Source organism: Chromobacterium piscinae, from assembly GCF_021129175.1.
Taxonomy (GTDB): Bacteria; Pseudomonadota; Gammaproteobacteria; order Burkholderiales; family Chromobacteriaceae; genus Chromobacterium; species Chromobacterium piscinae.
In genome coordinates, this window is sequence record NZ_JAJOHV010000122.1 from 11,999 (window position 1) to 28,781 (window position 16,783).

A 16,783-nucleotide genomic window follows, 5' to 3' on the forward strand; every position below is an offset into this window, starting at 1 on the left:
CGGCTATCCTCCCGCCCGATCCGACAGCAGCCGCGTGCCCTGCAGCGGCGAACCGCCCAGCGCGCCGTTCAGATTGCCGGCCACCCTGCCGTCCACCACATAGGTGGCGATGCCATGGCGCGCGGCGCGGAAGCCATGAGATATCTTGGCCAGCATGCCGCCGCTGACGTCCTGGCCAGCCGCGCCTATCTTGCGCAGCGCGTCGCCGTCGCTCTCGGACAGCTGCCCATGTATCGCCTCACTGCGGCCATGCTCCCGGTAGACGCCGTGCGCGCGGGTGGCCAGCACCAGGCAGGCCGCTCCAAGCGCCAGCGCCAGCTCCACCGCGATGATGTCGCTGGAGCAGACGGCGAAGCCGTCGCAATCGAGCACGAAATTGCCGCCGATCACCGGCGTCACCCCCCGGGCCAGCAACTCCGTCACCGGCCGCAGGTCCAGCGGCGAGGCGCAGCCGGCATTGGCCCTGAACAACTGGATGGCGGGCAGCCGCAAAGGCTTGAGACCGCCCGCCTCCAGGCAATCCAACACTTCCAGCTCCAGCCGGGCCAGATCGCGCGCCACCTCGGCCACCACGCCGGCGCGGCCGCTTGGCAGCCTGCCGTCGAGATAACCGTAGCGGCGCGCCGGCGGCTTGCCGTAAGCGCCGGTGCCGTGCACCATCACCAGCGGCCGGCCGCTGGCGGCTAGTTCGCGCGCGCGCGCCGTCAGCAGCGCGCGGTTGACGTCCGGGCCGCCAGGCCCCTCGGAGGTGATCAGGCTGCCGCCCAGCTTCACCACCGCGCAGCCCGGCGCGGATGCGGAGTGTGGAATGTCGCTCACGATGGCCGCGTCACTGCGCCGCGGCGATGGCGTTGGCGGCCTTGATGAACTGCTCGGCCTTCACCGGGTCGATGGTGGTGCCTCGGTCATAGCCGCTGCACACCGCGCCGCGCACGCCGACCACATCGGCCCCGATGCGGGCCAGCAGCTCCAGGTGCTCTGCGCGCACCGAACCGGCCAGCGCCACCTTCAGGCCTTTGGCGTGGGCTTGCTGCACGAACTCGGTCAGCTGTTGCTCGTTCAGCGCGTCAAACAGCGACTTGCCGTCCTTGATGTAGGTATCCACCATCACCATGTCCGACTTGGACTCGGCGGCGATTTCCACCAGTTGCTGCGGCGACAGGCCGCCGAAACGCTGATAGTCGGCATAGCCGGCGGTGACTACGGTCACGGACGGATCGAAGTCCTTGCAGGTGCGTACCACGGCGCTCATCAGCTCCACGCCCTCGGCCACGTCCTTGGAGCCGTGCAGGCCGGCCTTGACGTATTTGACGCCGCTGCTGACCGCGCCCAGCGCCGCCAGCGAGGCGGTGCCCGGCTTGTGCGGCAGGTCGCCCAGCGTGGCGCTGAACACCACCTTGGGGTCGTTGATGCGGGCGATCACCTCGCGGATGATCCAGGGAAAGCTCGCGCCCAGCGAGCCTTCGTTGATGTTTTTGATATCGATGATGTTCGTGCCGCATTCCCAAGCCACAACCGCTTCCGCCGTACTGATAGGACTGATCAGAACCTTCATTCCCTGCCCCCTGACTCTCACGATTTAAGCAAAACGGCAGCCGCCGCCGGCGGCCCGCCCCAATGGATTTCCATCAACAGAACGACCTGACACCCAGCAACGTCATCCACGCTTCGCCGCACCCGCATTCAGGCATGCAGCATGCATGCGCGATAGCGTCCGCACGAAAATGTGAATGTCATCAAACTACATCATTTGTCGATTCGTAAAAATAAAAAACATTAATATCCACCACTCTTACGGCAGCCTTGCGGCTAAAAAGACACAAGCCATTGTTTTAAATTGGAATCTAACAAAAGTTAATATTTGAAAAATATATTTCCCACTAAATTAATCAATAAGGAAAATCATAAAAAATCCAATTAAAATCAACTCAATAAAATCATTCTTGCAATAAAACGACAGGGGAAATGACTTATAAATATCAGCAACATTGACGCTTAATTCATGAAATCTATCCCAAGAAAAGTGGACGGCAGCACATGGTGAAAATAAGACCTGCTTATGTGATGTTCGACGATCCTCCGGCCAGTCTCGGTGAAACGCCTCGATAAATACACCGAAACATCCGCCATCGCGGGCACCCGTCCAGCCAAGCGATGCAAAATCGGGATTCGAATAAAAAACACGCGGCATGACAGCCGCGTGTTTTTCTTTTCCCGGCGGTAAAAACCGCCGTTTGATCTTTCCAGACTTACTCGCCCTGGCGCACGTCCAGCAACTCCTGCAACTGGCTCAGCGTGCCGCTGTCCTTGACCACATGCTGCAGCCACTCTTCCAGGCTCATCTCGGCCCAACGCGCCGCGCGTTCGGCCAACAGCGCCACCGGGCTGTGCGGTTCGTTGTGGCGGAAATAGCGGGCCACCTCGGTCAAGGCGGTCACCGCCTCCTGGCGGCTGCGGATCTGGCCGTTGAAGACGCTGGCCGGAACGGCGGTATGGACCGGACTGGGCATGGCTTGGCTCACGGTTTTGCTTTCCTCGACGGGCTGCCGCTGCGGCGCGGCCGCCGGCGCGTTGCCGGCGAACTGCTGGCGATAGCGCAGGACCAGGTCCTGGCAGGCGTAGATGGCGTTGCGGATGTCGGCCAGACTGGGGCCGGCCTGGCCGAAGCGCTGGTCAATCTGGGCGTCCAGCTCTTCATAGGCGGTCAACAGCGCCACCAGCTCCTCGGCCTTGGCCTGGAACCAACCGTGGCCAGATAAGGTGGCGGCCTTCTCGAAAGCGTCGCCGCTGAGCTTGCCCTCGGCGATGGCCGCCTCGCGCGCCTCCCCGTCCTTCAGACCCAGGTTCTCCACATCTCGCGACTGCTGCCACTGGTGCCAGCTGTAGCCGCCGAACTCCGGCTTGATCAGCGGCACATTGCGCAAGGCGTTGCCTAGCTGCTGGTTCAGCCATTCCAACTTGGCCACGCGCTCGTCCAGATCGTGCGGGTCCAGCTCCGGATAACCGTTTTCCCAATACTGCCGCAGCCAGCCGCTGACCAGGGACAGGCCGCGCGCCAGGCCGGCGGCGCCGTTGACCTGGGTCTGCGCCTCGGCGTACCAGGCCAGGAGCTGCAGGTCCTTGCTCTTGTTCTGCAGCGCGTCCTCGCACAGGCGTATCACCTGCGGCCACTCGGCCGTCTTCAGCGACTGCTCCCAATCGCCCATCGCCAGCGACGGATCGTCGCTGCGGCGCGCTTCGCGAATCTGGTCGAAAACCAGGGAATAAGCCAGGTCTTCTCCGGCCGGCGCATCCGGACTTACCGGCTGCATCAGATGTTCAATGCTTTGATCCATATTCTTTCTCTAACCCTTGCTGACCTGGGGCAGCGTGGAAATCAGCGTGGCGCCGCAGCTGACCTTGTGGCCGTCCAACGCCACCGCCTTGCCGCCGACCAGCCAGCCGCCGTCGCCTTCGACGATGGTGCAGTTGACGTGGCCCTGCTGCGGGCAGGTGACGGAGTCGCCGACGCAGGCCACCTGCTTGCCAAACAGCGTGGTGGACGAGGCGGCGCTCACCACCTTGCCGCCGTGGTCGGTCGGGTCGCCCAAACGGATTGCAGCCTTCATGCTGTCGCCTCCTCTGCCGGCGGCCTGGCCATCGCCAGAGACACCAGCTCGTCATGGAAATGGGTAATCACCGCGGGCGCCTGCAAGCGCGCGCAATGGCTGACCGCCGCCGCCGCCAGCAACATGGCCGTCGCCGCACCGGCGTCGCCCCATTCGCGCACCACGTTGCTCGCCTCGTCTATCGGATGCAGCTCCACCTGGTGGCGGGACAGCGCGGTGGCGATCGCCGCCAACCGCACGCCGCCGACATCGATCTGGCCGCTGTTGTGGCACAGCCAAGCCAGGGTCGACGCCTGGTTGTTCTCCGGCTTGGCCTCTTCCGGGCTGAACGGATAGTCCAGCAGCGCGGCGTTGACCAGCGCGTTGTCCAGCACCGGCTGCAGGCTGCGCGCCAGTTGCAGCGCCTTGTCCTGCGCCAGGCTCACCGAGCTGGACTGGGACAGGACGGCCAGCTTGGGCAGCCGGGCCAGACTGGCCTGCTGGCTGGGCGGCACCACGCCCCAGCCGGCGGACGGGCCGGCGAAATCCTTTTCCCAGTAAGGCTGGTAAGGATCGGCGTCCTCGGCTTCCTGCTCCGGCTCCGCCGGCGCGGCCAGGCCGTCGCGCAGGAACAGCATGGCCACCACCGCGATCCCCGGCTCGCCGCGCCATCGGCGCAGATTGGCCGACTCGGGATCGGCCTCGCCCCAGTCGTCATCGTCGTCCCGCTCCGCCAACGGTGCGTCGGCCGCCAGCACCACCAGGCCCGGCAACTCCGGATCTTGCTGCAACACCTGCAGCACGCGGTCGGCAAGTTGCCCGCTGCCGGGCAGAAAGCGACAGTCGCCGCTAACGTGGACGCCGCCGCCCAGGCTGTCGACCACCGCCTGCAGCTTAAGCTCCTTGACCCGGGCCAGCTGCTCGACGCCCGACACCTGCCGCATCGGCTCCAGGTACAGCGGCAGCCAGGCCGCGCCTGGCGCCTCGGCGTACAGTTCGGCCAGCATCTCGGCCAGATGCGGCGACAGCGCGTCCATCGCCTCGCCGGCCTCCACCTCGTCGCGCGCCAGCGCCTGCCAATGGGCGCCGTCGGCCATTTCCGCCAGCCAGGCCGGCTCGTCCTTCACCGGCGCGGCCGCGGTCCACAGCCAGCGGCAGCCTACCGCGCGCTGGCGCTCCCGCAGCTCGGCCACATGCTGAGCGCGCGCCGCTTCGCGCTTGTCGCTGCGCTCGGCCTCGGCCTGCTCTTCCTGCTGCTTGGCCTCCTCCGCAGCGCGCTTTTCCTTCAGATAGCTCCACAGCTTGACGCCGGCGCTCAGCAGCATCGGCGGTGCCAGATGCAGCATCAGGATGGCCGACGGGCTGATGCGCTGCCAGCTTTGCGGCATTACCAGCCACAACAGCGCCCACCAGCCGATGGTGACGCCGCCGAACAGGCCCAACGTTCTCCACATCGCGAATGCTCCTTAGCTTACCTTCACCTTGACCTGCTCGCCCTTCAGCGCCACGGCGATCTTCTTCACCGGACGGCCGGAAGCCATCCGCGCCAACAGGTCGTTGGAGATCTGCGCCAGCAGCGTGCGGGTGAGGATGGCGTCGGCGTTGCGGGCGCCGCTGTCCACGTCCAGGCAGCGCGCAGCCATCTGTTCGGTCAGCTCCTCCGGGAACTCGACATGCGCGCCGTGGTTGTCGGCGATGCGCTGGCGGATTTTGTCCAGCTTCAGTCCGACGATGGCGCGCAGCACGTCGTCGCTGATCGGGAAGTAAGGCACGATGGTCAGGCGGCCGAGGAAAGCCGGCTTGAAGGTCTTCTGCAGCGTCGGACGCAGGATTTCCACCAGATCGTCGGCTGTCGGATCGCGGGTTTCCTCCTCCACCGTCACGCCGTGCTCGCAGGCGCGCATCACCAGCTCGGTGCCGGCGTTGGAGGTCAACAGGATGATGGTGTTCTTGAAGTCCACCTCGCGGCCTTCGCTATCCTCCAGCACGCCCTTGTCGAATACCTGGAAGAACAGCTCCAGCACGTCAGGATGCGCCTTCTCCACCTCGTCCAGCAGCACGACGGAGTACGGCTTGCGGCGCACGGCCTCGGTCAGCACGCCGCCCTCGCCGTAGCCGACGTAGCCCGGGGGCGAGCCCTTCAGGCCGGACACGCTATGCGCTTCCTGATATTCGGACATATTGATGGTGATCAGATTGCGTTCGCCGCCGTACAGCGCCTCGGCCAGCGCCAGCGCGGTCTCGGTCTTGCCGACGCCGGACGGGCCCACCAGCAGGAATACGCCCTTGGGCTTGCCGGGATCTTCCAGATTGGCCTTGGCGATCTGCACCCGCTCGGCGATCTGCTCCAGCGCGTGGTCCTGGCCGATCACGCGCTCGGCCAAGAGCTTGGCCAGCTTCTGCACCTGCTCCAGCTCGTTGCTGACCATGCGGCCCAGCGGGATGCCGGTCCAGCCGGCGATCACGTCGGCGATCACGCTCTCGTCCACGCACTCGAACGCCAGCGGCTGATGCTTCTGCAACTCGCGCAATTCCTTGCGCTTGGCCTGCAGCGGGCTGAGCTTCCTGCCCTTGGCCGGCTTGGCCTCGTCCTTGGCCGCCTTCAGCTCGTCTATCTCCTCGATCAGCTTCTGCTGCGCCTCCCAGGCCTGATGCAGCGCGGCCAGATCCTGCTCCAGCTCGGCGCGCTGCGCCTGCAGCTCGGCGATGCGGTCGGCGTGGCCTTCTTCGCGCTCCAGCGCTGCGGTTTCGCGGTCGATATTGTCTATCAGCACCGTCACGTCCTCGATCGGCCCCGGCTTGCCGGCGCGCGACAGCGCGACGCGGGCGCAGGCGGTGTCGAGCACGCTGATCGCCTTGTCCGGCAACTGGCGGCCGGCGATGTAGCGGCTGGACAGCTGCACGGCCGCGGCCACCGCCTCGTTGAGGATTTCCACCTTGTGGTGCTTGGCCATCGCGTCGGTCAGGCCGCGCACCATCTGCACGGCGATCTCCGGCGCCGGCTCTTCCACCTTCACCACCTGGAAGCGGCGCGCCAGCGCGGCGTCCTTCTCGAAGTACTTCTTGTACTCGGCCCAGGTCGTCGCCGCGATGGTGCGCAGCTCCCCGCGCGCCAGCGCCGGCTTCAGCAGATTGGCCGCGTCGTTCTGGCCAGCCGCGCCGCCGGCGCCGATCAAGGTGTGCGCCTCGTCGATGAACAGGATGATGGGCACCGGGCTGGCCTTGACCTCGTCTATCACCTGGCGCAGGCGGTTCTCAAACTCGCCCTTGACGCTGGCGCCGGCCTGCAACAGGCCCAGGTCCAGCGTGCGCAGCGTGACGCCGGCCAGCACCGGAGGCACCTCGCCCAGCACGATCTTGCGCGCCAGGCCCTCCACCACCGCGGTCTTGCCCACGCCCGGCTCGCCGGTGAGGATGGGGTTGTTCTGCCGGCGGCGCATCAGGATGTCTATCATCTGGCGGATTTCGACATCGCGGCCCAGGATGGGATCGATCTTGCCAGCCTTGGCCTGCGCGGTCAGGTCTATCGTGTACTTGTCCAGCGCCGGGCTGCCGCGCTTGCCTTGCGGCGCGGCCTGTTGGATATCCCCCTCATCCGACTCGGACGCCGGCTCAGCGCCGCCGGCCGTCTCGCCGCCATGCTGGCGCAGCGCCGCGTAAGCGCCTTGCAGCCTGCCGGCGTCCTGGCGGGCCAATGCCGGCGCGCCGGACTGCAGCGCGCCCTTGAGCGCGTCGTCCTGCCACAGCGCCAGCAGCAGGTCCAGCGTGGAGACATTGTCCTGGCCGTGCTCGGCGCTGGCCAGCAGCCAGGCCTTTTCCAGCCACTTGGGCAGCCAAGACGACAACACCGGGTTGCGGGTGTTGCCGCTGCGAAAGTTGTCCAGCGCAGCGTCCAGTTCGCGCTCGACGCGGCCCAGGTCCGCGCCCAGCGCGCGCAGCGCCGCCAGCGCGGCATTGTCGTCCTGGTCGAACATCGCCAGCAGCACATGCTCGATCTCGATCTCGAAGTGAGTGCGGGCCAGCGCGCGGCTGGCGGCCTGTTCAATGGCCTGCCGCGCAGTGGGCGTCAACCGGTCTATCAGGGATTTCAGCGATACGGACATAGGTTTGCACTCGTTCTCTAAAGGTGTGGATTCAAATCATTCATCGTTGGCGGCGGCGGCCGGCATCATCTCTGCCAGCCAGCCTCTCAGCGCCGCGCAACCGTCTTCGTCCAGATCGGCCAGCATCGCGCCGTACCAATCCCGGACCTGTTTCTCGTTCAGGCATTGCAGTAGCAGCGGCCAGCTGTTCTCCAGGAAAACCCCGAAGAACGGCACGCCGCGCTGGTGCAGGAACATGTCGTCGGTGATCTTCAGCTGGCGGTACAGCTCGCGCAGCCAGGTCAGGTAGGGCAGCGTCTCCCGCGCGTGGCCGGCTTGGGCCAGCGCGGAGATGAAATTGACGTAGGCCGCCGCGCAGGAGGACTCGCGGCGGACGCGGTTGATCTCGTCGAACTTCATCAGCCAGGCCTTGCCCCGCTCCACCTCGCCGGCCATCACCGACGCGCTGGCCAGCTGCAAGGCGTTGTGGGCGGACGGCTCCAGCTCGAATAGTTTCTGCCAGCAGGAAAAAGCCGTGCGCCACTGTCCCTGGCGGCTGGTGGCCAGCGCGCACAGCCGGTAGGAGTCGGCGCTCAGGCTGGCGGACTTCGCCTCCAGATGCGGCTGCGCCAGCCTCAGCGCCAGCGGCCAATCCTCGCCCTGCAGGGCTTCAACCGCCGCGGCGAGTTCCGGCGGCGCGTCTGAGCCGCTCACGCTTAGCTGGGCGGTTTTCCCGCGGCCGATCAATCGCTTGAGTATGCCCATGGCTTCCGTTTCCCGTTTCAGTCCAACAGCGTGTAACGCATATCGTCCGGATGGCCGGACGGCCTGCCCATCCAACTGTCGCCGCCCAGACTCAGCGTGGCCGAGCCCAGCGCCGCCGGCTGGACATCGCGCTCGTCCAGCACCAGGCACACCTCGGCGGCCAGGCCGTGGCCCAGCGCGAACTTCATCAGCGCGCGCAAGGCCTGCGCGCCGGCGGCATGCGGCTGCAGCGCGTTGAACTGCTCGCGGCGCAGCGGCCCCAGCCGCAGCTTGAGCTTGGTCTGGCGGTCCCAGATGCGCTCGCCGGCGAAGGCGGACAGCCCCAGCTCGCAGCCATCCATGCCCAGCTGGCTCTGCTCGCCCTCCGGCACCTGCAGCCACTGGCCGGCGAACTGCTCCAGACTGGCGTCGACGCCGAAGAACCCTTCCACCAGCGTCAGCAGCGACTGCGCCGACAGCGGTTTCTGGCTGAGCAGGCCGGCGTAATAGACAAACATGCGCTCGTCCAGCTCCGCGCCCGGTCCCATCTGCTGGCGCAGCTGGGACAAACCGACGCCGCCCAGGTCCAGCAGATTGCGGGTGAAGCCATCGCGCTCGCCGGCCTCGACATTGATCCAGCTGCGGTACTTGCACCAGGCGTCGAAGAACATCGACGCGGCCCGATGGCTGAACAAGTCGAAGAACGCATGCATGGTGTCGTCGCGGTGGCGCAGGCGGCGCTCCAGCAGCAGCTCGGTGTAGGCAGTGGGCAGCGCGCCGCTCGGCCCGGTCAGGCCGAGGAAGCTGATCGTCATCTCGTCCGCTGCGTCGCCCTCTTCCGCCGCCGGTTTATAGCCGGTCAACTCGCTGGCGGGGAAGGACAAGGACGCCAGCGTGCGAAAGCGCAGCCGCTCCGGCAACCGCCCGCGCCGCGCGCCCGGCCGGCGCGGGCCGGACAGGCCGAGTATGCGCGCAGCCTGGAAGAAGCCGAACTGGCTGGCATCGGCCGCGAGCTCGCGATGCAGGTCGCGCGGCCGGCGCGACGGCGTCGCCGCCATGTCAGCGCCGCTCATTCGCATCCTCCATCCTGCTCCTGATTGCCCATGAGCCGAAGAACAGCCCGGTGATCAAACCCAAAACGCCTCCCGCTACGAGACTAAGCGAAACCATGGCCGTCTCCGCCAAGGGTCCGCTGAAAAAATACAGGATGCCGCCCATGATAAATGCCAACGGCAAACCCGCACAAACCATCCAATTTCGCCGACTTTGCTTCTCTTTTTCCGTACGTCCATGGAAAAAGGAGTAATAAAACAGTTGCAGCACGCTAGGCGTCAGCGCGGAAACCACCATCCACTCCATCGCCGCCTCAAATCACCAAGGCCTCGCCGGCCCGCGCCGGCCATACCGCCACTTCCTGGTTTTGCTGCGCGGTTTCCACCCGCAGCCTGGTGAAGCTGTTGGGCGCGCAGTACAGCGCGAAGAAACGCTCCAGCACCGAGGCGAACAGATAGACGCTGCCGCCGACATAATAATCGGCGTCCAGTTTCAGCCGGATTTCGCTGCCGCGGACAAAGCCAGCGAAATCCCGGCCGGTAACGCGGGTCACCGCAGGCTGGCTGGCGATGCCCACCACGCCCTGGATCTGGCGCACATTGACCGGCGAGCCGGCGAGGTTGTACAGCGCCAGCATCTCCTGCAGCGCCGCCACGCCAGAATCGACGATGGACATGTAGTTCAGCGACAAATGCGAAATCAGCCGCCACTGCACCGCGCGGCCCAGCGGGCTGCGCTGGGTGGCGGACGGCTTGCGCAGCAGCCGCACCCGCTTCACCACCGAGTGGCCGGGCAAGCTGAAGTCGGTACGCTGCGCCGCCTGGCTGCCGCCAAACGGGATCTGCTCCGGCAAATCGCGGTTACTGCACAGCAGATCCAGGCTCAGCACCTCGGCCGCCGGTCGCACCGCGTTGAACTGCAGGTCCACCAGGTGCAGCTCCAGGTCGGTGCCCTTGTCGCCGGCGCGCGGCGAGCCTTCGCGGCTGGCGTGCCAGTAGAATCGCGGCGTCTGGCGCTCGCTGCCGTGGCGCGTCGCGTAGAACGGCGGCACTTCCTCGCTGCTCTCGCCCTCGCCGGACTTTTCCACCCGCACCACGCGGCGGATCTGGATCACTTCGTAAGCCTGCTGCTTGCGGCCATCGGCCAGCACCGCGTAGCCGGCCTTCTGATGGCTGACGCGGATGGGCTCGCCGGGCTGGTTGAACAGGTTGACCACCGGCGCGCAGCCCAGCTTCAGGTGATGCGCCTGTAATTGGGTCAGCAAGCGGTGATGGCGCTCGCTGTCCGGGTAGTCGCCCAGCACCAGCTGCAACACCAGCTTGCCGCCGTCCAGGCGCGCGGCGGCCTTGTCCAGCTCGGTGATGTCGACAAACAGGAACTTGTCCGGATAGCAGAAGTATTCGGTCAACAGCCGGTAGCCCATGAAGGAGCGCTCGTCGTACTCCAACATGCCCTCGTCGCGGCCGAAGCCCACCGGACGGATGGCCGAGGCCGGCAGCACCGCGCTGCGCGACGGGTCCTCGCTGCCATCGCCGACGCGGATGCGCAGCACCTGGGACAGCAAGAGCTCGTACAGCAGATGCATCAGCGCCGGCTCGCCGTCCAGGAAGAAGCGCAGCGAAGTCAGGCCAATGCTGTTCAAAGCCAGGCCGCCGTGGGTCTGGAACTCCATCGTCAGCAGCGCCGCCGCGTCCGGCGCCAGCTGGCGCAGATAGGGCGAGCCGCTGGTCAGCTCCAGCTTGGCGTTGCTAAGCGACAGCGGGTACAAGTCCACCGGGTAGGCGCTGCGGAATTTGCACACCACGCCGTTGATCGCCGGCGCATGCACCGGCTGGCCACGCTCCACGCGGTAACGCTTGGCGATCTCCGGCCGCGCCGGATCGCACTCGAACTGGACGATGGTGGCCGACGGAATCGGCTGCAGATAATGCGGGTACAGCACGTCCAGGAAGCTTTCCGCCACCTCGGGATAATCGTCGTCCAGCTTCTTGTGGATGCGCGAAGCCAGCAGCGCGAACGCCTCGATCAGCCGTTCGGTGTGCGGGTCGGCGCACTGGTCGCCTTCCATCTGCAGCCGGCCGGCGATCTTGGGATAACGGCGCGCGAACTCGCCCGACAGCTCCCGCAGGTGGCCGAGTTCGCGTTCGTAATACGGTAGTAAGGATTCAAGCATGAAGGCTCAAGTAAAATAGTTATATCAATCGCCTGCTAATTCCAAATCAATAGCTATGCATGCACTCAACGCCAATGGGTGTTGCTCAGCACGATAAGGGCTACCGGCGCCAGAACAATCCCTCCGAGTACTAGCACCCCATCCATCGCCAACGTCACCGGCGTCAATAGCACCATGGCGCGCTTCACTCCCGGAGAGTGGCTCTCCCGCACGATGATTTCATAATCGTGGTTGAATTTGCTGACCGACGCCGGCAGTTCGAAGCCTTTGGCCAAATAACGCGTGCCCCTAACCTTGTAAACCTTGGTCCAGACTTCTTCTTGGAACCCCTTGCATTCGAAGCCTTCCATTTGCAGCTGCTGGCGCTCCGCGTCGGAGACTTTGCCTTTGAGTTGGAGCGTCACCTGGCCAAACACATGATTGTCGTGATCCAGGTCGAAATAGGAAAACTCAGCGTTCAGCCGCGGCTTCAGCGGCGACTGCAACACTTGGGGCAGATCACCAATCTGGTCCATCACATAGTGATAATCCGTTCCCAGCACCACCAACTTCTTGCCATCCACAGAAGCGAAAAAACCGCTTACTTTTTCACGTTGATAATCAACGGTGTCTTCCGTGCTTTCCTTGAGCAAAGAGGCAGTAGTGCAACCACTCAGGGCCAAGGCGGCAGTCGATAATAGAAAATTGCGACGATTCATATTCATTCTTGCAAAAATTACAGTCCGCACACGCGACTCCATGCCCGGTCCATTCACTCACTATTCCCGTCAAACCTGTTCGGGTCCAATATCCGATTACCCGCAGCTTAGCCGCCGCTGTACATCCTCTTCATTTCCTTCTCGCGCTCTCGCCGCTCGCGCTCCGCCTTCACTTCCGGCAGCTTGTCCAACTGCTGCTTGTTATTGATGTCGTCGGTGAAGAAAATAGTGCGGTAACGCCAATAAGTGCCCCCCGGCTCCAGCTTGTCCAGCGATGATTGCATGAACCAGGCTCGGGAATCGTGCACGTGGTCGTCATACAAGGCCATCAACTCCTTGTCCGCCACCACATCAGCGTACAAAGCCTCGCTGTCACGCTTGAGCAAGGGGAACTCGTCCATGATCTTGTCCGCGCTGAACAAACGCGAAGGGCTGGTCAAAATGGACGTCAGAATGCCTACAAAATTGCCTTTATTAGCCAAACTGGCACGATCGAGATAGTCATTGGTGAAGTCGGTCGCGCCCAAATCCAGTTGCACTTTGTCCAGCGTCGGCTCATACGCCTTGTTCAGATTAGGCTTCCACTCAATAGGATTGCCATTCTCGTCCAGTCTCGGCTTTTTATCCTCGTCCAACAGTGGTTCCGGGATTGCCGGTTTTCCCTTGCCACTTTGCTTGTCCCAGATCCGCTTTTCTTCCTTCACCCGCCATTCAGGCGTTTGCCGCTCTTTGGACGCGTATTGGTAGAAATCGGAATGACTCTGGTCCTGCCCACCCTTGCCCTGCAAGCCGCCGGAGAAACGCTCTATCCGCCAAGCATTAATCTGGGCAGCTTGAGCCCGCATTATCGCCTCTACCGGCCCCTCCTCTTTTCGTGAGGCCGGCAGGTGTTTGGTCGAGAAGGTTTGCCAAGCGTTGAAACGTTGAGCCAGCACGGAATCCACATCGAACAGCTTCTTGAGTGAATCTTCCATGAAACGCCAGGGCTCTTTGCTTTTCAGCATCTGCAACTGCTGGCTGTTTGGGCTAATCAGCTTATCTTCGTTGATTTTCAGCGGCGCATCCGACGCAAAGGCTAGCGAATACAAATGCTGTAACGCAAACTGCGACAATAGCAACGACTGCCCTCCCAATGCTTTTCCTTGGTCTTTGGGTGGATAACCACCACCAACGTCGCTATGCATGCCGGGATAGACCCACTCGCCCTTGACGCTGGCCGGATAGGCCCCCACCGCATCAGTGCCCACCGAATCCAATGGGAAACACAGCCGCTGCTCATGCGCGCTGACCAAGTGCACACAGCAGTCAGCCGGCAACCACGGCGGCAATTTCATTGTGCCGTCCGCCCAGCCCTGGTGGCCCTGCGCGCCTGGCGCCAGCTCGGTCAACCCCACCGAGGCCACGGTATCGAGCAGACCGACAAACTTCACCTCTATCGGGAAGCTGGCCAGCGCGCCATCCTCGATCAACTCCCCCAACCGCCACAAAAAGGCGCGCGCCTCGGCCGCGCCGCGGGAAAAGCCATAAACGAACAACTTGATCTTCAAGATCTTGGGCTTGTGATCCGGCTTCTCCTGCTCTGCCAATACGTCCTTCAGCGCCTTTTTCACCAGGGCCCGCCGCTCATCCGGCTTGGTCTCATACTTGACCGCGGGCCCCTTCTCGCGCTTTTCATACTGGTATTGCATACCCTCGACCAGCTCGGCCATAGCTTTATCCGAGGGACTCTTCAATGGCGTTGCCAGATGCAAGGCATCAATCAGCCGAGTAATGCCCCACTGAATTCGGGCATCACCGCCAGATGCGTAACGCAGACCGCTATCCAACGGCTTTTTCTCACCAATCTCAGGGAAACAAGTGCCCACACCCTGGATGTAGTAGCTGAAATAGCCACTAGACTGAGCATCATCCTTACCAACTGTCGCATGATACAGGCGACGAATATTTGTGCTGCACACCGGATCGGCGGCATCATCGCTATCGCCGTGATTATTGGTGCCGTCAAAAAACAGACTGACATTCATCACCAGCGCGCAATCCGCCGGCTTGCCCTCACCCCGGGCATCCACGCAGTGCGCGGCGATTTCCCGCTGCTGCGCGTAGCGCTGCTTGATCACCTCATTCAAATCGCTCGGCCAGTGGCCACGCTCCGGAAAGGCGGGAGCCAGGCTTACTTTCGACATGTCTGCTGACCTCCCAAACGGCGAATCAGCTCCGGATAGCGGCGCGCCCCCCCCGGCAAGGTCTGGATCACGTCAAAGCGTTGCTGGCAATCAATAATCACCCTGGCCTCATCGCAAGGCAGGAAGATCAACGTCACACCACATGTCTCATCATATTTTGGCACTGACACAATGGCGGTATGTCTGGTATACCGCGCCTCATGAATCTTGTCCCAACGATTGATCGCCTCTTGATTACTGGCTGGCCGTTTGGAGCCATCCGGATTGCCCCAGCGCTGCGGATCTTTCATCCACTCGACTGTCGCCGTCATACCCGGCTGCCATTTGGCGGGATACTCAATGCAGCAATCATCGCCGCCGCTGCCGGCGATGCCCTGACCATTAAATTTCGCCCAGACAATACTGGTTTGATTATCGGTATTGATCACTCGTCCCGAGCCGCCCATCATTTTGGGCTCGCCCATGCTTTGGCAAGCCGCCAACACCGCCAGCAACGGCAACATCCACCATTTATGCCACATACCTATTCCCCTTATTCATATTTCATTCAATCATTGGCTTGCGTCTCAAACGCCGGCAACGCATTGCGTCTTGCCGCCTAGCCGACGGATCAATTCCGGATAGCTGCCCGGGCCATTTGGCAAGGTCTGAATCACATTGAAATACTGTTTGCAATCGATGATCACCCTAGCCTCATCGCAAGGCAGGAAAATCAACGTCACGCCGCAGGTCTTGTTATATTGAGGCACCGATACAATCGCGGTGTGACGGGTATACCGCGACTCATGAGTTTTGTCCCAACGATTGATCGCTTCCTGATTACTGGCTGGCCGTTTGGAGCCATCCGGATTACCCCAGCGCTGCGGATCTTTCATCCACTCGACTGTCGCCGTCATCCCCGGCAGCCATTTGGCGGGATACTCAATGCAACAATCATCACCACCACCGCCATCAATCCCTTGGCCATTGAATTTTGCCCAGACGATACTGATATTGGGATCTGTATTGATCGTCCTCCCCGAGCCACCCATCATCTTGGGCTCGCCCATGCCCTGGCAGCCCGCCAGACCGATCAACGCGCCTCCCCAGAGCAAGCGCCGCCAGCTCATGCTCTTTCCCTGAGCATGCGCTCCACTACCGGGATCCTCTCCGCCTCGGACCACAGCTTGGCTTTGTCCGCCGCCTGATGGGCCTGCATCAGCCGACGCACCAGCTCCTCTTCGGAATCCAGGCCATACAGCTGCGGCACCAACAAATGGTTTTGCCGCCAAGTTTCTGCCAAATGCCAACAAGCCAGCGCGTCGATATACGGCTGCTCCAGCGTCAGCGTGTCATGCTCCCACTCCAGCGGCGGCAACGACTGCAGCGCGGTGGCGTCCAGCATGCGGGCGTGGCCGTCGCGGTCCAGCCAGTGCCATTGCACCGCCGGCTCCAACAGCAACTGGCGGCGCGGCTCGTCCAATGCGTCCACCACGGCGGCGAACAGCCGCGGATCGTGGAAACGCAGCACGCCCTGCTGCAAACCTTTGTCCCAGGAGGCCTGCATGCACAGCGTCAGCCGTTCGGCCAGTTGGTCGTAGTCCCAACCGCTGAACAGCGCCAGCACCCGCGGCTGGCCCTGCCATTGCCGCAGCAGTTTCAGCAAGCGCGTTTGCGGCTGGCTGGCGTCCAGGCGCACCAAGACCGGGCCTTCGTCGGCGGCCTCGGCATGCGGAGTGTCTTGCAACAGCATGCGCGGCGAATACGGGGCACCTACCCTGCTTTGCCAGCGCGATCCCATCTCGGCCTGATCGACGATCAGGTCCAGCCATGGCAGCTCCAGCTCTCGCGCCATCTCCAATAACATGTACAGCCAGGCTTCCGGGCTGGGGGCGGTCATCACGATTTGCGGCTTCATTTGGCGGCCACCAGCGGGTTGGCTTGGCTGAACGCCTGAGCCATGCATTGCTTGCACACGGTATTGGGGAAGCGCGGCAGCGGCGGATTCATTTGATCCGGCCCGGTAAAGTTGTGGCTGGCGCCCTTGATGCTGATGGTGCCCGGCGCGTGCAGCTCGATCTTGCCGTCCTTCAGGCGGATGTAAGCGCCGCCCGAGGTCAGCAGGATTTCCTGTTTGGCGTTGACATGTATCGTCTGCTTGGCCGAGGTGATGGTCACATCCTTATCCGCCGTCAGCTCCATCGCGTCGCTCTGTGCCTGTACCTGCACCTTGCCCTTCGCCGCGATCAGCTTCAGCGCCACTTTGTCCTTCACCCCCGCCACG

General features: G+C 63.3%; 17 protein-coding genes. All 17 read right to left on the reverse strand.

Annotated features, from left to right (window positions below; genetic code table 11):
- Positions 1–3: 3 nt before the first annotated feature.
- Positions 4–819: an amino acid kinase family protein gene (locus LQR33_RS22420; RefSeq protein ID WP_221668124.1), complete on the reverse strand. Its 816-nt coding sequence runs from the start codon at positions 817–819 to the stop codon at positions 4–6.
- 10 nt (positions 820–829) lie between these two features.
- On the reverse strand, positions 830–1,555 hold the full coding sequence (locus LQR33_RS22425) for a (5-formylfuran-3-yl)methyl phosphate synthase (RefSeq protein WP_166439959.1): 726 nt from the start codon (positions 1,553–1,555) through the stop codon (positions 830–832).
- A 330-nt stretch (positions 1,556–1,885) separates the two neighbouring features.
- The gene (locus tag LQR33_RS22430) at positions 1,886–2,191 is read right to left on the reverse strand and encodes a hypothetical protein (RefSeq protein WP_231470487.1); all 306 of its coding nucleotides are present in this window, start codon (positions 2,189–2,191) and stop codon (positions 1,886–1,888) included.
- Positions 2,192–2,249: 58 nt separating this feature from the next.
- On the reverse strand, positions 2,250–3,335 hold the full coding sequence (gene tssA, locus LQR33_RS22435; protein ID WP_166439961.1) for a type VI secretion system protein TssA: 1,086 nt from the start codon (positions 3,333–3,335) through the stop codon (positions 2,250–2,252).
- 9 nt (positions 3,336–3,344) lie between these two features.
- Entirely contained in the window at positions 3,345–3,608 is a 264-nt protein-coding gene (locus tag LQR33_RS22440; RefSeq protein WP_021477958.1) for a PAAR domain-containing protein, read from the reverse strand.
- Positions 3,605–5,041, reverse strand: a complete 1,437-nt coding sequence (locus LQR33_RS22445; protein WP_231470488.1) for a hypothetical protein — start codon at positions 5,039–5,041, stop codon at positions 3,605–3,607. The genes LQR33_RS22440 and LQR33_RS22445 overlap by 4 nt, the downstream gene beginning before the upstream one ends.
- A gap of 12 nt (positions 5,042–5,053) precedes the next feature.
- Complete coding sequence (gene tssH, locus LQR33_RS22450; protein WP_231470489.1) at positions 5,054–7,690, reverse strand: type VI secretion system ATPase TssH; 2,637 nt, start codon at positions 7,688–7,690, stop codon at positions 5,054–5,056.
- Between the two features lie 36 nt (positions 7,691–7,726).
- Positions 7,727–8,434 carry a hypothetical protein gene (locus tag LQR33_RS22455; protein ID WP_231470490.1) on the reverse strand — a complete coding sequence of 236 codons (708 nt, stop codon included), beginning with the start codon at positions 8,432–8,434 and terminating at the stop codon, positions 7,727–7,729.
- A gap of 17 nt (positions 8,435–8,451) precedes the next feature.
- Complete coding sequence (tssG, locus tag LQR33_RS22460) at positions 8,452–9,486, reverse strand: type VI secretion system baseplate subunit TssG (protein WP_231470491.1); 1,035 nt, start codon at positions 9,484–9,486, stop codon at positions 8,452–8,454.
- Positions 9,473–9,772, reverse strand: a complete 300-nt coding sequence (locus LQR33_RS22465; protein WP_221665344.1) for a hypothetical protein — start codon at positions 9,770–9,772, stop codon at positions 9,473–9,475. Before LQR33_RS22465 ends, tssG begins: the two co-directional genes overlap by 14 nt.
- 7 nt (positions 9,773–9,779) lie before the next feature.
- On the reverse strand, positions 9,780–11,639 hold the full coding sequence (gene tssF, locus LQR33_RS22470) for a type VI secretion system baseplate subunit TssF (protein WP_231470492.1): 1,860 nt from the start codon (positions 11,637–11,639) through the stop codon (positions 9,780–9,782).
- 65 nt (positions 11,640–11,704) lie between these two features.
- Entirely contained in the window at positions 11,705–12,337 is a 633-nt protein-coding gene (locus LQR33_RS22475) for a hypothetical protein (protein ID WP_221665346.1), read from the reverse strand.
- A 107-nt stretch (positions 12,338–12,444) separates the two neighbouring features.
- A complete protein-coding gene (locus LQR33_RS22480) occupies positions 12,445–14,520 on the reverse strand; it encodes a T6SS phospholipase effector Tle1-like catalytic domain-containing protein (protein ID WP_221665347.1) in 2,076 nt (691 codons plus the stop codon).
- Positions 14,508–15,041, reverse strand: a complete 534-nt coding sequence (locus LQR33_RS22485) for a DUF3304 domain-containing protein (RefSeq protein WP_231179410.1) — start codon at positions 15,039–15,041, stop codon at positions 14,508–14,510. Before LQR33_RS22485 ends, LQR33_RS22480 begins: the two co-directional genes overlap by 13 nt.
- Before the next feature lie 45 nt (positions 15,042–15,086).
- Positions 15,087–15,629, reverse strand: coding sequence for a DUF3304 domain-containing protein (locus tag LQR33_RS22490; RefSeq protein ID WP_221665349.1), 543 nt, complete (start codon positions 15,627–15,629; stop codon positions 15,087–15,089).
- Entirely contained in the window at positions 15,626–16,417 is a 792-nt protein-coding gene (locus LQR33_RS22495; protein ID WP_231470494.1) for a DUF4123 domain-containing protein, read from the reverse strand. The genes LQR33_RS22490 and LQR33_RS22495 overlap by 4 nt, the downstream gene beginning before the upstream one ends.
- Positions 16,414–16,783 (reverse strand): DUF2345 domain-containing protein (locus LQR33_RS22500; protein WP_231470496.1); only part of this gene is annotated, 370 nt, incomplete at its 5' end. The genes LQR33_RS22500 and LQR33_RS22495, both read right to left, overlap by 4 nt.